The organism is Geodermatophilus sp. SYSU D00879 (assembly GCF_054050375.1).
Map to the genome: position 1 here is coordinate 172,136 of NZ_JBJGZF010000006.1, position 13,922 is coordinate 186,057.

Here is a 13,922-nt window from a genome sequence, read left to right on the forward strand (position 1 = left end):
CCCGTGTCCCGAGGACGGAGCACCGCATTGACCACCACGCAGACGCCGGTCGAGCACCTCGACGTGCTGATCGTCGGCGCCGGGATCTCCGGCATCGGCGCCGGCCGGTACCTGACCACCGAGCTGCCCGCGAAGAGCTTCGCGATCCTCGAGGCGCGCGGCGCCTCCGGCGGCACGTGGGACCTGTTCCGCTATCCCGGCATCCGCTCGGACTCCGACCTGTCCACCTTCGGCTACGAGTTCAAGCCGTGGCGGGACCGCCAGGCGATCGCCGACGCCCCGAAGATCCTGGCCTACCTGCGGGAGACCGCCACCGAGAACGGCCTGGACGAGAAGATCCGCTACCACCACCGGGTGCTGGCGGTGGCGTGGTCCAGCGAGGACGCCCGCTGGACGGTCGACGTCGAGCGCACCGACACCGGTGAGCGGCTGCAGCTGACCGCCGGCTGGGTGTTCTGCGCCGGCGGCTACTACCGCTACGACGAGGGCTTCACCCCGGTCTTCGAGGGCCGCGACCGCTTCCGCGGCCGGATCGTGCACCCGCAGGCCTGGCCCGAGGACCTCGACCTCACCGGCAAGCGGGTCGTCGTCGTCGGCTCCGGTGCCACCGCCGTGACGATCGTGCCGGCCATCGCCGACACGGCCGCGTCGGTGACGATGCTGCAGCGCACCCCCACCTACGTGCTGCCGGTGCCGCGCGAGGACAAGGTCGCCGCGCTGCTGCGGAAGTGGTTCGGCGACGAGCGCGGCTACGCGCTGACCCGCCGCAAGAACATCGCCCAGCAGCGCGCGATCTGGAGCTTCTGCCAGAAGCACCCGAAGGCCGCCCGCAGGGTCATCCGCTGGGTCAACACCAAGCAGCTGCCCGAGGGCTTCGACGTCGACACGCACTTCAACCCGCCGTACGACCCGTGGGACCAGCGGCTGTGCGCCGTCCCGAACGGCGACCTGTTCCGCGCCATCCGCGAGGGCCGGGCCGACGTCGTCACCGACCGGGTCGTCACCTTCGACGAGACCGGCATCCAGCTCGCCTCCGGGCGGCACCTGGACGCCGACGTGATCGTGACCGCGACCGGGCTCAACGTGCAGGCCTTCGGCGGGGTCGCGATCACCGTCGACGGCGCGCCGGTGACACTGTCGGAGACGGTCTCCTACAAGGGCATGATGCTGTCCGGGGTGCCGAACCTCGCCTACGCGATCGGCTACACCAACTCGTCCTGGACGCTGAAGGTCGGCCTGCTCTGCGAGCACTTCGTCCGGCTGCTGCGGCACATGGACGAGCGCGGCCTGGACACCGCGCGGCCGGTGCTCGCCGACCCGGCCATGCCCACCCGGCCCTTCCTCGACTTCGCCGCCGGCTACATCCAGCGCGCCGTCGGCCAGCTGCCGCGGCAGGGCGACCGGATGCCGTGGCTGACCTCGATGGACTACCACTCCGACGTCAAGCTGCTCCGGGCCGACAGCGTCGTCGACCCCGAGCTCCGGCTCACCCGGGCGGCCGACCGCGTGACCGCCGCCGAGGCGGTGCCCGCGTGACCGCCGCCGAGGCGCCGGCCCGCCCGGCGGCCACCGGGGAGGACCGCTTCGCCGACCTGCCGGCCGGCCCGCGGATCTGCTACCGCGTCGACGGCCCGGACGACGGCGAGCCGCTGGTGCTGGTCGCCGGCCTCGGGCTGGACCTCACCTCGTGGCCGCGGCGCATGGTCGACGGGTTCACCGGCCGCGGCTTCCGGGTGGTCCGGCTGGACAACCGCGACGCCGGCCGGTCCGGCCGCATCGCCACCCCGCCGCCGGGCCGCGCGCGGCAGCTGCTGGCCCGGCCCCGGCCGGACGCCTACGACCTCACCGACATGGCCGCCGACACCGTCGGCGTCCTCGACACCCTCGGCCTCGGCCGGGTGCACCTGGTCGGCATGTCGATGGGCGGGATGATCGCCCAGGTGGTCGCGGCCCGGCACCCGCACCGGGTGGCCAGCCTGACCTCGATCTTCTCGACCACCGGGTCGCGCCGGGTCGGGCAGCCGGCCCGCTCCACGATCCTGCGGCTGGCGAAGGCCGCGCCGCGCACCGTCCAGGAGTCGGTCGAGCGGCACCTGGCGATGCTCGGCCACATCGGCGGCCCCGGCTTCCCGCCCGACGACGACCTCGAGCGCGCCTGGGCGGCCGCGGTGTGGGAGCGCGGCGGCGGCGACCGCTCGCGGGAGGTGGCCCGCCAGATCGGCGCCATCCAGGCCTCGGGCGACCGCACCGCCGACCTGGCGCGCATCACCGCGCCGACGCTGGTCGTCCACGGCGACGTCGACCGGATGGTCCACCCCAGCGGCGGGCGGGCCACCGCCGACGCGATCGCCGGCGCCCGGCACGTCGAGATCCCCGGCATGGGCCACCACCTCGCGCCGGGCGTCGTCGACCGGCTCGTCGAGCTCACCACCGACCTCGCCCGCGGAGCGGGCCGCAGTGACACCGCCCGCGGAGCGGGCCGCAGCGACACCGCCCGCGGAGCGGGCGCCCACCTGACGGGAGAGAACCGATGAGCAGCGTGCGCGGCAAGGTCGCCGTCGTCACCGGCGCCGGGTCCGGCATCGGCCGGCAGCTGGCCTTCGAGCTGGCCAAGCGGGGGGCGCGGCTGGCGCTGTCCGACGTCGACGAGCTGGGCCTGGGCCAGACCGCCGACCGGGCGAAGGCGCTGGGCGCGGAGGTGCACACCGCGCGGCTCGACGTCAGCGACCGGGCGGCCGTCGTCGCCTACGCCGAGGCGGTGGCCGCGCACTTCGGCGTGGTGCACCAGGTCTACAACAACGCCGGCATCTCCGGCGGCGGCCGCTCGGTGCTCGACACCGACTGGGAGACCTACGACCGCACGCTCGGGGTCAACCTGCACGGCGTCATCAACGGCACCAAGGCGTTCCTGCCGCACCTGATCGCCTCCGGCGACGGGCACGTCGTCAACGTCTCCAGCCTCAACGGGTTCATGGCCCAGCCCACGCTGTCGGCGTACTGCGCGAGCAAGTTCGCCGTCCGCGGGTTCACCGAGGTGGTGCGCACCGAGATGATCGCCGGCGGGCACCCGGTGCAGGTCACCGTCGTCCACCCGGGCGGGGTGAAGACCAACATCGCGTCGGCGACGGTGGCCGAGGCGCAGGCGCAGGGCCTCGAGCTCTCCCCCGCGGAGCTGACCCGCAACCGCGTCTACAACGAGAAGCTGCTGACGATGCCCGCGGAGCAGGCGGCGCGGATCGTCGTCGACGGCGTCGAGGCCGGGAAGCCGCGGGTGCGGGTCGGGAAGGACGCCGTCCTGGTCGACCGGCTGGTCCGGCTGCTGCCGGCCCGCTACCCGGTGCTGTCGGCCTGGTACGACCGCAAGCTGTTCGGCCGGGCCTGAGGCCCGCGGCCCCGGCCGCCCGCCCGGCGGCCGGGGCTCAGAGCCACACGCCGGGCAGGACCCGCCAGATCCGGTCGACGTCGGCCACGCCCGGCTCGTCGCCGTTGCAGGTGACCGCCACCGCGGTGTGCCGGTCGGCCGAGACGCGGAAGACGCTGCGGAACCCGGCCCAGCTGCCCTCGTGCTCCACCGCCCCGGCCCGGGTGACGAAGAGGCCCGCGCCGTAGTCCAGCGCCGCGTTGACCGGCGCGGGGTCCTCGAGCCGGGCCGCGAGCAGGTCCTCGCCGCCGAGGCGGCCGGTGCGGTACTCGTCGGCCCAGCGCACCAGCTCCGACGGCGTCGTCCGGACCGAGCCCGGGCCGACCAGCTCGAACCGCGAGCCGGCCGGCCGCCACGGTCCGGTGGCGGTGTCCTTCACGTGTCCGCGCGCCGCGGACGGGTCGGCGGCGTCGGGGTCGGTCGCGGACGGGTCGACCACCATGGCGAGACCGAGGGGCTCGAAGACGCGGGCGCGCAGGAACTCCGGCAGGGGCTGACCGGACGCCGCCCGGACGACCTCGGCCAGCAGGACGTAGTTGGAGTTGGAGTACGCGAAGCCCCCCGTCCCGGGCAGCTCCGGGTGGGCGGCGATCGCCTGGACCGCCTGCTCCTGCGTCACCCGGTCGGTCACCCCGATCCCGGCCGCCTCGAGGTCGGCGAGGAAGTCGGGGATGCCGCTGGTGTGGTGCACCAGCTGGTCGAGGGTCACCTCGTCCGCCCAGGCCGGGAGGTCCGGCAGCCACCGGGACACCGGGTCCTCCAGCGACAGCACGCCGTCCTGCTCGAGCAGGAGGACCGCCGTCGCGGTGAACTGCTTGCCCACCGAGCCGACGTCGAACGTGGTCTCCGTGGTGAGCGGGCGTCCCGTCCCCGTGTCGGCCAGGCCCCGGGCGGCCGCCCAGACCACCTCGCCGTCGATCCCGACCGCCGCGGAGCAGCCCGGCTCGTCGGCGGCGAGGACCTCCTGGAGCAGCGCCTCGCTGCGGGCGACCTGCTCCTCGAGCGCGGCCGCGGCCGTCGGTGCGGCCTCGTCCCCGTCACCACCGGCGGAGGAGGTGCACGCCGCGAGCAGCCCGGCAGCGGCCACGAGGGCCGCGACCCTCAGGAGCGGTGGAGCCCCCCGGGTCGCGGGGCCAGGCGCCAGCCGGTCGCGCCGGTGAGCGCGATCGCGGCCGCGACGGCGACGTACAGCCAGGCCGCCGGCCGGTCCCACGCGACGTCGCCGTGGTGCAGCAGGACGACCACGAGCTCCAGGACGCCGAACACGGTGTAGGCGATCGTCGCGGTGCGCAGCCGCTCGAGGTCCCCGGCCAGCGCGGCCAGCGCGGTGGCGACGCCGAAGGCGACCAGCCAGGCGCCCACCACCCGGGCGGTGAGCGGGGTGAGCGTCCAGGGCCACAGCGTCGTCGCCGACGACGGCGCGACCGAGATCGCGGCGCCGACGGCCAGCAGGACCACCGACTCCACCGCCAGCGCCGCCCGCAGGACCATCGGCACCGGCCGGGTCCGCGGCGGGTCGGTGCCCGGCGCCCGCTCCTGGACCGGCAGGACGACGAGCATCGCCAGCGGGATGACCACGTAGACGGCGGTCCAGAACCAGGCGGCGCCGCGGGCGAGGGCCGGCGCCGCGGCGAACTCGGCCTGGAAGTGGAACCGGTCGACGTGCACCAGCGTGGCGACCAGCGTGAGCACGGTGAACACCAGGATGGTGAGCACCGGCACCCGGCTGTGCGCCCACACCGGGTCGCGCAGCGACAGCACCACCAGGGTGAAGCCGGCCGCGTAGCCGGCGCCGAGGAAGGCCGCGGTCGCCGGCGGCTGGATGGTCCACGCGAAGCTCTCGCTGGTCCGCGTCGACAGGACGAACAGCGCGACGAAGCCGAGCGCGGTGAGGACGCTGAAGGCCAGCAGCAGCGCCCGCATGGCCGGCAGCAGCTCGCGCCGCCCGGTCGCGGGCCGCCGCACGGCCGTGGGGGCAGGGTCCACCGCGGACCTCCGTGGTCGCTCCGCCCCCGTGCGCGCCCCATTGGAGCACCGGCGCCGGGGGCTGTCACCGGACTTCCGTCCCCGTCCGGTACCGCCCTCGGGACCTACGCCTCTACGGCGCGGCGGGCCGTCCTGCCGATGCTCGAACCCGGCAGTGCTCCACCCAGCGATGCTCGACGCGTGCAGCGAGGCGGGTCCCCATGACGCCACCGCTCCCCGGTCCCCCGGGCGGCCGGGCGTGACCGCCGGGGTGGCGCTCTCGGCCGAGACCCGGCTCGCGCGCCTGCTGGAGCGGCTGCTCACCGCCGCCGAGGCGTCGCTGGCCGCCGGGGACCTGGAGCCCGCGCGCACCACGGCCGAGGAGGTGCGCGCGGTCGACCCCGACAACCGGCGCGCCGCGCTCGTCCTGCAGCGGGTGGCCGGCCGCCAGGTCGGCCCGGCCGGCGAGCGGGCGCTGATGACCCTGCTGTTCTCGGACCTGGTCGGGTCCACGCTGCTGTCCGAGCAGGTGGAGCCCGAGCAGCTGCGGGACCTGTTCGCCGTCTACCGCGCGGCGGCGCGCGAGGCCGTCGACCGGTACGGCGGCACCCTCATGCACTACTCCGGCGACGGCATCCTCGCCGGCTTCGGCCACCCGGTCCCGCACGAGGACGACGCCCGGCGGGCGGTGCTCGCGGGCCTGGACCTGGTGGTGGCGCTGCACGACGCCCGGGCGCGGCTGACCGACCGGTTCGGCGTGGCCCTCGACGTCCGGGTCGGGATCCACACCGGCCGGGTGGTGGTCACCGACCTGGTCGACGACGGCGCCGTCGCCGAGCGGGACTCCGTCGTCGGCCTGGTGCCCAACCTCGCCGCGCGGGTCCAGCAGACCGCCGACCCCGGCACGGTGGTGATCAGCGACGTCACCCAGCAGCTGGTCGACGCCGACTTCTACCTGCAGTCCCTGGGCGAGCGCGCGCTCAAGGGGATCAGCCGGCCGGTCGAGGTGTTCCGCGTCGACCGGCCCCGCTACGCCGCGGCCCGCTTCCAGTCCGAGCGGTACCGCAAGGCCGGGCTGGTCGGCCGGGACGAGCCCCGCGCCCGCCTGCTGGGCGCGTGGGACGCCGTGCGGCGGGGCGACACCGGCGCCGCGTTCCTCGTCGTCGGCGAGCCGGGCATCGGCAAGTCGCGGCTGGCGGCGGAGGTCCTCGACCGGGTGGAGGCCAGCGGCGGCCGGGTGGTCGGCGCCGCCTGCCTGCCCTACCACGCCAACGTCTCGCTCTGGCCGATCGCGCGGATGATCGAGCGCCTGGTGAGCCGGGCCGGCGAGGGCGGGGACCGGCTGCGCCCGCTGGTCGCGCACCTGGAGTCCCTCGGGCTGGACCCGGCGGCCGTCGTCCCGCTGATCGGCCCGCTGGCCGGGCTGCCCCCGACGCCGGAGTTCCCGGCGCCCGAGCTGGACCCCGGCGCCCTCCTCGACGAGACCCTCGACCGGCTCGTCGACTGGATGGCCGCGGCCGCCGTCCGGCGGCCGCACCTGCTCGTGGCCGAGGACCTGCACTGGGCCGACCCCTCCACCGTCGACCTGCTGGGCCGCCTCGCCGCGCGCCGCCCGCCGGGCCTGCTGGTGCTCGCCACCAGCCGCGACGAGACGGCGGTCCCGTGGCGGGGCGCCGCCCGCGTGGTCCCGCTCGGGCGGCTCGACGACCGGGCCGCCGACCGGCTGGTCGGCAACCTCACGGCGGGCCGGGACCTCGACGACGCGGTGCGGTCGGCGATCGTCGAGCACGCCGAGGGGATCCCGCTGTTCGTCGAGGAGCTCACCCGCTCCGGCATGGAGGCGCGGCGCGCCGAGCCGATCCCGCTGCGGCTGCAGGAGCTGCTGACCTGGCGGCTCAAGGCGCCCGGGGTCGACCTGCGGGTGGTCCAGGCCGCCGCCACGATCGGGCCCACCTTCGACCCGGCGACCGTCGCCGCGGCGGTGGGCGACCCGGACGTCGTGGCCGAGCAGATGACGGTGCTCGCCGACCTCGGCGTCGTCGAGCCGGCGGGGCTGGCGACGGGCGCCTACCGGTTCCGGCACGCGCTGATGCGCGACGCGGCCTACGAGACCCAGGTGCTCGACGTGCGCCGCCGCACCCACGCCGCGGTCGCGGAGGCGCTGGCCGCGCGCGGTGCCGAGCCGGCACTGATCGCCCAGCACCTGGACCTGGCGGGTGCGGCGATGCCCGCCGCGGGCCGCTACGTCGAGGCCGCGCAGTCCGAGCAGGCCCGGGGCGCCCACGCCGAGGCGGCGCGGCTGCTCACCCGGGCGCTGGAGCTGGTGGCCCCCCTGCCCCCGTCCGAGGACCGAGACGCGGCCGAGCTGGGCGCCCGGATGCTGCGCGGCCTGTCCAGGAGCGCGATGCGGGGCTATGCGGATCCCGAGGTGGAGTCCGACTACCGGCGGGCGCAGGAGCTCGCCACCCGGCTCGGGCGCCCGGAGGCGCTGCCCGCGCTGATCGCGTTGTGGGCGTACTGGCTCACCAGCGGCCGGCTGACCACCGGGCGCGGCGTGCTCGACCAGCTCACCGCCATGGTCCGCGAGCCCGCGTTCGCCGCCTTCGGGCCGGAGCTGGACGCGGTCACGGGCGTCCACGAGTTCTACCGGGGGCACCTGGTCACGGCCCAGGAGCACCTGGAGCGGGCGCTGGCCGGCTTCGCCGCCCGGCCCGCCGGACGACCGGTCTCCCCGATCTGGCCGCTGCCCAACGACCCGGTCTCCGGCGTGGCCGCCGCCCTCGCCGCCGTGCTCACCGCGCGCGGTGAGGTGGCCGAGGGCGAGCGCGTGCAGCAGCAGGCCGTCCGGGGGGCCGAGGCGCTCGGTCCTCCGCACGGCCCGTACAGCCGCGCCTTCGCCCGGGTGGCCTGGGGTGCCTGGGTCCGTCGGCTGCTCGGCGACGACGGGGAGGCCCGGCGCCTGGGTCAGGAGGCCGTCGCCATCGGCCGGGAGCACGGTTACGCCCTGTGGACGGCGCTCGGCTCGGCCTGGGCCGCCACCGGGACCCCCGGCGGCGCCCCGGACCGGGTGTTCCTCGAGGAGTCCCTCGCGGCCCTGGAGCTCATCGGCCAGCGGGCCTTCGCCGCCTGCCACCTGGCCCTCCTCGCCCGGCTGGACGAGGAGGCCGGCGAGCCGGACCGGGCCGACGAGCACCTGGCCGCGGCGTTCGCCGCGGCCAGGGACAGCGGCGAGGACCTGCACCTGCCGGAGCTGCTGCGCCAGCGGGCCCGGTCCACGCTCGCCCGCGGCGGCGACCCCGCCCGGGCGGCGGCCGACCTGACCGAGGCGCTGTGGACCGCGACGGCGCAGGGCGCCCGGCTGTCCCGGCTGCGCGCCGCCCTCGACCTCGCCCGCCTGCCGGCGGAGGTCCGGCCGGAGGACTGGCGCACCCTCGTCGCGGAGGCGCGCGCGGACCTGCCGGCCACGACGGTGACCCCCGAGACGGCCGCGGCCGACGCGCTGCCGGCCGGCTGACCGGCGCTCAGCGGCGGCGCGGCAGCACCACCCGCGCCCGGGTCACGCCGTCCTCGGAGGTCAGCGTCAGCCGGCCGCGGTGCTTCTGCGCGACCACCGCCAGCGACGTCGCCAGGCCCAGCCCGGTGCCCTGGCCGACCGGCTTGGTGGTGAAGAACGGGTCGAACGCGCGCGCGAGCACCTCCGGGGGCACCGGCGGACCGGTGTCCTCCACGTCGACCACCACGGCGTCGTCCTCCCCGCGGGTCCGCACCGTCACGGTGCCGTCCGGGTCCACCGCGGCGAGCGCGTTGTCGAGCAGGTTCGTCCACACCAGCGCGAGGTCCGCGGCCCAGCCCTGCACCGTCTGCGGCCGCGGGTCCAGGTCCACGACCACCCGGACGCCGGGGGGCACCGCGTGGCGCAGCAGCACCAGCGCCTGCTCCAGGCTCGCGTGCACGTCGACGTCGGCCAGCGACTGGTCGGAGGAGTAGGCCAGCGGGCGCACCCCGGAGACGATCCGGGACAGCTGGTCGGCGCCGGCCGAGACCTCCTCCAGCAGGGCGGCGACCTCGGCCGAGCGGGCCAGCCCGCGCACCGCCCGGCCGCGCCCGGCGGCCGGTAGCCCGGCCAGCTCGCCGGCCAGGGCCGCCGGGTCCACGCCCAGCCGCACGAGGTCGGGGGCGACCGCCCAGCCGCGGTCGACGCCGGCCGCGTCGAGGACGTCGGCGAGCGCCCGCTCGGCGTCCCCGCGCGCCAGCGGGTCGTCCGGCACGGGCACCGCGCCGGCGAGTGCGCGCAGCGGGGCGTCGGGGTCGTCGTCGCCGGACAGCAGGGCCCGGAGCCGGGCGACGCCGCGCTGGACGGCGGCCGCCGGGTTGTTGAGCTCGTGCAGCAGGCCCGCCGACAGGGCGCCGAGCGCGGCCATCCGCTCGTGCTGGCGGACCAGGCCCTCCTCGCGGTCCAGCCGCCGGGTGGCGGCCAGCAGCATCGCCCGGGCCGACGCGGGGTGGGTGAGCAGCCGGTCCAGCGCGTCGGCGCCGATCCGCTGGACGCGGCTGCGGGTCCGCGCCCGCACGGTGGCCGAGCGGGGCCGGCGGTGCGCCAGCCCGAGCTCGCCGACGAGGTCGCCGACGCCGCACACGTTGAGCAGCACCTCGGAGCCGCCGACCTCCCGGCTGACCTCGAGGTCGCCCTCCAGCACCACGTACATGGCCTCCGGCGGCGAGCCCTCGGCCATGAGCACCTCCCCCGCGGCCAGGTCGACGCCGCTGCTGGCGTCGGCCAGGGCGGCGAGGTCGTCCTCCGGGAGGTGCTCGAACAGCCGCGAGCGGCGCAGCGCCGCGGCGACGTCGGCGTCCGCGGCGCCTGGGGCCGTGCGGGTCACCGGGCGCCCAGCCGCTGGTGGGCGAAGCGGACCGCCATCGCGCCCTCCCCCACGGCCGCGGCGATCCGGTTGCCCGACCCGTGCCGCACGTCGCCGGCGGCGAACACCCCCGGCACCGACGTCTCCAGCGGCAGCGGCGGGGTCGACAGCGGCCACTCCGGCGCCCAGGTGCCGACGTCCATGCCGGTGAGCACGAACCCCCCGTCGTCGCGGCGGACCAGGCCGTCCAGCCACGCGGTGCGCGGCGCCTGCCCGATGAAGACGAACAGCGCGTCGGCGGCGACCTCGCGCTCCTCGGTCCCGGTCCGCAGCCGCAGGCCCTCCAGCCGCCGCGTGCCCAGCGCGCCGGTCACCTGCGTGTGGTACTCGACGGCGACCTTCTCCGAGGCGGCCAGCCGGTCGACCAGGTAGCGGGACATGGAGCCGGCCAGGTCCCCGCCCCGGACCAGCAGCGTCACCGACGAGGCGAACGTGGAGAGGAACAGCGCGGCCTGCCCGGCCGAGTTGCCGGCGCCGACGACGAACACGTGGCCGCCCGCGTGGTCCACGCCCTCGGCCCGCCCGGCGCCGTAGTAGACGCCGACGCCGGTGAGCCCGGCGGCGCCGGGGACGTCGAGGGTGCGGTACTCGACGCCGGTGGCGACGATCAGCGTGCCGGCGCTGACCTCGCCGCCGTCGTCCAGGCGCACCACCGTGTACGGGTCGGCCCGGCGCACCCCGACCACCTCCGACGGCACCAGGATCTCCGCGCCGAAGCGGACGGCCTGCTCCCGGGCCCGCAGCGTGAGGTCGGCGCCGGAGAGCCCGACCGGGAAGCCGAGGTAGTTCTCGATCCGGCTGCTCGTGCCGGCCTGCCCGCCGGGCGCGTTGCTCTCCAGCACCAGCGTGGCCAGGCCCTCGGAGGCGCCGTACACCGCGGCGGCCAGCCCGGCCGGCCCGGCGCCCACCACCACGAGGTCGTAGGCGGCGCGCTCGGCCCGCGCCCGCAGCCCGATCCGCGCGCCGACCTCGTGCAGGTCCGGCTGCACGAGCACCTCGCCGTCGTCGAGCACGAGGGCCGGCAGCGAGCCGGCGTCGATGCCGGCCACCTCGAGCAGCTCGCGGGCCTGCGGGTCGGTCTCGACGTCGAGCCAGCGGTAGGGCACCAGGTTGCGGGTGAGGAACTCGCGGACCGCGTGGCTGGCCTGCGACCAGCGGTCGCCGACCAGGCGCAGGTTGGCCACCGGCGGCGGCCGGCGCCAGGTCTGGAGCAGGTCGTCGAGCACCGGGTAGAGCCGGTCCTCCGGCGGGTCCCAGGGCTTGAGCAGGTAGTGCTGGACGTCGGCGTCGTTGATCGCCTTGATCGCGGCGTCGGTGTCGGCGTAGGCGGTGAGCAGCACCCGCCGGGCGTCCGGGTAGAGCCGCCGGCTGGCGGCCAGCAGCTCGACGCCGCTCATCCCGGGCATCCGCTGGTCGACCAGCAGCAGCGCCACCGGCTCCTCGCGCAGCCGCAGCCGGCGCAGCAGGTCCAGCGCCTGGTCCCCGGAGGACGCCGCGTACACCTGGTACTGCTCGCCGTAGCGCTCCCGCAGGTCCCGCTCGACCGCGGCCAGCACCGGGCCGTCGTCGTCGACGGCGAGCAGGGCGGGGCGGCTCACGGCTCGTCCCGCGGCACCGGTGGGGGGTGCACGCGGCGGCTGGTGACCGGGCCGGACGGGGCGTCCACGGGCCCACCTCCCGGTGGAGTGGCTGGCGGCCGTTGGGCGCGGAGTCTAGGAGGATCGCCGGGGCCCGAACAGCGCTCCCGCCGTCCGGTCAGGTGACGGTGAACGTCCCGTTCATGCTCGGGTGCGGATCGCACAGGTAGCGGTACTCGCCCGGCTGGAGGTCCAGCACCCAGACGGTCTCGCCGGTGCCGAGCACGCCGGTCTTCTCGTCGACCGCGCCGTCCCCGCCGTCGAGGTGGAAGTCGTGGACGTCGCTGTGGTCGGTGACGACGACGTTGTACTCGCCGGCGGGCAGCTCGGTCACCGGCGCGCCGTCCTCGTCGACCAGGGCGATCTCGAAGGCGTCCGGCGAGTCCTCGGTCCCGACGCTGCCCTGCAGCGTCGGCGCGCCGGCCACCGTGGTGGCCGCGGCCTCCGCGTCGTCGCCCCCGGAGCCGCCGCACGCGGCCACCAGGAGGAGCACCGCCAGGGGAGCTGCTGCTGGAGTCCTCATCGCCATCACCCGGCACCCCGCTCCGGCACCGGGGCGGTCCTGCGTCCCGACGTGGTGCCGCAGCAGGGGAACGGTAGTACGCCCGCGCCCCGTCGAGGGGACGTCGCGGTCCGGTCCCCGCCCCCGCCCGGCGGGCCACACCGCGGCCCGCCGCGAGCCCTGCCCCCGGCGTGCGGAGGAGCCGGCGATGCCCGGCCCCACCGACGCCGGGCGGGCTGGGCGCCCTCGAGGCCGCGCTCATCGCGGGGCTCGTCGGCGTCGGGATGGACCACACGGTCGCCGTCCCCGCCGTCTTCCTCCACCGGATCGCCACCTTCCGGCTGCCGGTCCTGCCCGGCCGGGCCGCCCTCGCCTGACTCCGGCGGCACCACCACGTGGAGTCCCTCAGAGGCCGAGCGCACCGGAGGCGGGGTCGGCCCAGCGGCTGGAGTCGTCGTAGGTGCGGACGACCAGCGACCGCCAGCGGCCGGTGCGGCTGATCTCCTTCTCCGGCACGCCGCGGGCGTAGGCGGTGGTGGCGAAGCCGCGGCGCAGCGAGTGCGGGGACAGCCCCTCGGTGGGCACCCCGGCGCGCTCGGCGGCCCTCTCGAGGACCAGGTCGACGCTGCGGGTGGTCAGCGCGCCGGCGCCCAGCCGCGGGGTCCGCCCCTTGCCCACCGACCGGAACAGCGGGCCGGAGGTGACGCCCTGCTCGGCCAGGGCGGCCAGCCAGGCCCGGGCGGCGCGGACCGGGCAGGTGGCCGCGCGCACGCCCGGCGCGAGGGCGAGGGTCTCCCCCGCGCCCTTCTGGTCGGTCTTGGAGTAGCGGAGGAGGACGTCGAGGCCGCCGTGCCCGGCCGGGGCGAGGTCCTCGATGCGCAGCCCGACCAGGTCGGAGGCGCGCAGGCCCAGGGCGTAGCCGACGAGGACCAGCGCCCGGTCCCGGACGCCGGCGAGGGTGTCGGGCAGGTCCTCGACCAGCGCCCGGACGGTCGCGGTGTCCAGCGCGCGGGCCCGCCGCGGCCGGACGCCGGCGCGGGCGGCGGTGCGGCGGATGCCGCTCAGCGTGCGGCGCACCCCCTCGCTGTCCCCGGGTGGGGCGTGCCCGGCGGTGCGCGAGGCGTCGTTGAGCGCGGACAGCCGGCGGGCGACGTAGCGCGGGCTGTGGCCGGCGTCGGCCATCGCGGCGAGCCAGGCGGCGACGGCGAGCGGGTCGGCCGGCAGCGCGGACGGCAGCGACCGGCCGCGGCACCACTCGGCCCAGGCGGCGAGGTCGCGGGCGTAGGCCGCCCGGGTGCTCTCGGCCAGGGACGCGGCCAGGTAGGTGCCGACCGCCGTCAGGTCCGTCGCGGGGACGACGCCCCGCTCCTCCGGGTGTGGACCGGCCGGGACGGCCATGCCGGGCACCTCCGTCCGCCGCCGGATTTCACTTCGCAGAGTAGGGGCTTCTCGGAAGTGATGCCGCGGATCTCCACACC

Annotated in this window: 11 protein-coding genes; 5 read left to right on the top strand and 6 right to left on the bottom strand. The window is 77.0% G+C overall.

What is annotated here, in order from left to right; genetic code table 11:
* Nucleotides 1-27 precede the first annotated feature (27 nt).
* Genes ACI79B_RS10620 through ACI79B_RS10630 form a run of 3 tightly spaced genes read left to right on the top strand, consistent with a single transcriptional unit; the run spans nucleotide 28 to nucleotide 3,382 of the window.
* Nucleotides 28-1,536 carry a flavin-containing monooxygenase gene (locus ACI79B_RS10620; RefSeq protein WP_456927283.1) on the top strand — a complete coding sequence of 503 codons (1,509 nt, stop codon included), beginning with the start codon at nucleotides 28-30 and terminating at the stop codon, nucleotides 1,534-1,536.
* On the top strand, nucleotides 1,533-2,534 hold the full coding sequence (locus ACI79B_RS10625) for an alpha/beta fold hydrolase (protein ID WP_456927284.1): 1,002 nt from the start codon (nucleotides 1,533-1,535) through the stop codon (nucleotides 2,532-2,534). The genes ACI79B_RS10620 and ACI79B_RS10625 overlap by 4 nt, the downstream gene beginning before the upstream one ends.
* Nucleotides 2,531-3,382, top strand: a complete 852-nt coding sequence (locus ACI79B_RS10630; RefSeq protein WP_456927285.1) for an SDR family NAD(P)-dependent oxidoreductase — start codon at nucleotides 2,531-2,533, stop codon at nucleotides 3,380-3,382. Before ACI79B_RS10625 ends, ACI79B_RS10630 begins: the two co-directional genes overlap by 4 nt.
* 37 nt (nucleotides 3,383-3,419) lie before the next feature.
* On the opposite strand, the gene ACI79B_RS10635 is transcribed toward ACI79B_RS10630, so the two are convergent.
* Together ACI79B_RS10635 and ACI79B_RS10640 are read right to left on the bottom strand one after the other, a co-directional pair.
* A complete protein-coding gene (locus tag ACI79B_RS10635) occupies nucleotides 3,420-4,508 on the bottom strand; it encodes a serine hydrolase domain-containing protein (protein WP_456927286.1) in 1,089 nt (362 codons plus the stop codon).
* A gap of 14 nt (nucleotides 4,509-4,522) precedes the next feature.
* Nucleotides 4,523-5,407 carry a hypothetical protein gene (locus tag ACI79B_RS10640; protein ID WP_456927287.1) on the bottom strand — a complete coding sequence of 295 codons (885 nt, stop codon included), beginning with the start codon at nucleotides 5,405-5,407 and terminating at the stop codon, nucleotides 4,523-4,525.
* Between the two features lie 238 nt (nucleotides 5,408-5,645).
* On the opposite strand from ACI79B_RS10640, the gene ACI79B_RS10645 reads away from it, so the two are divergent.
* Nucleotides 5,646-8,900, top strand: coding sequence for an ATP-binding protein (locus ACI79B_RS10645; protein ID WP_456927288.1), 3,255 nt, complete (start codon nucleotides 5,646-5,648; stop codon nucleotides 8,898-8,900).
* A 7-nt stretch (nucleotides 8,901-8,907) separates the two neighbouring features.
* Here ACI79B_RS10645 and ACI79B_RS10650 read toward each other — a convergent pair whose 3' ends face one another.
* From ACI79B_RS10650 to ACI79B_RS10660, 3 genes are all read right to left on the bottom strand, one after another.
* Complete coding sequence (locus ACI79B_RS10650; protein WP_456927289.1) at nucleotides 8,908-10,266, bottom strand: sensor histidine kinase; 1,359 nt, start codon at nucleotides 10,264-10,266, stop codon at nucleotides 8,908-8,910.
* Nucleotides 10,263-11,903, bottom strand: a complete 1,641-nt coding sequence (locus ACI79B_RS10655; protein WP_456927290.1) for an FAD-dependent oxidoreductase — start codon at nucleotides 11,901-11,903, stop codon at nucleotides 10,263-10,265. The genes ACI79B_RS10650 and ACI79B_RS10655 overlap by 4 nt, the downstream gene beginning before the upstream one ends.
* A 157-nt stretch (nucleotides 11,904-12,060) precedes the next feature.
* Entirely contained in the window at nucleotides 12,061-12,465 is a 405-nt protein-coding gene (locus tag ACI79B_RS10660; RefSeq protein ID WP_456927291.1) for a cupredoxin domain-containing protein, read from the bottom strand.
* 170 nt (nucleotides 12,466-12,635) lie between these two features.
* On the opposite strand from ACI79B_RS10660, the gene ACI79B_RS10665 reads away from it, so the two are divergent.
* Nucleotides 12,636-12,821, top strand: a complete 186-nt coding sequence (locus tag ACI79B_RS10665; RefSeq protein WP_456927292.1) for a lysylphosphatidylglycerol synthase domain-containing protein — start codon at nucleotides 12,636-12,638, stop codon at nucleotides 12,819-12,821.
* Nucleotides 12,822-12,849: 28 nt separating this feature from the next.
* Here ACI79B_RS10665 and ACI79B_RS10670 read toward each other — a convergent pair whose 3' ends face one another.
* The gene (locus ACI79B_RS10670) at nucleotides 12,850-13,842 is read right to left on the bottom strand and encodes a site-specific integrase (RefSeq protein ID WP_456927293.1); all 993 of its coding nucleotides are present in this window, start codon (nucleotides 13,840-13,842) and stop codon (nucleotides 12,850-12,852) included.
* Between the last annotated feature and the right edge of the window lie 80 nt (nucleotides 13,843-13,922).

What these genes read in the sequence shown, in the direction of transcription:
- ACI79B_RS10670 (WP_456927293.1), bottom strand. Translation starts at nt 13,842, where the DNA reads ATGGCCGTCCCGGCCGGTCCACACCCGGAGGAGCGGGGCGTCGTCCCC.
- ACI79B_RS10660 (WP_456927291.1), bottom strand. Translation starts at nt 12,465, where the DNA reads ATGAGGACTCCAGCAGCAGCTCCCCTGGCGGTGCTCCTCCTGGTGGCC.
- ACI79B_RS10630 (WP_456927285.1), top strand. Translation starts at nt 2,531, where the DNA reads ATGAGCAGCGTGCGCGGCAAGGTCGCCGTCGTCACCGGCGCCGGGTCC.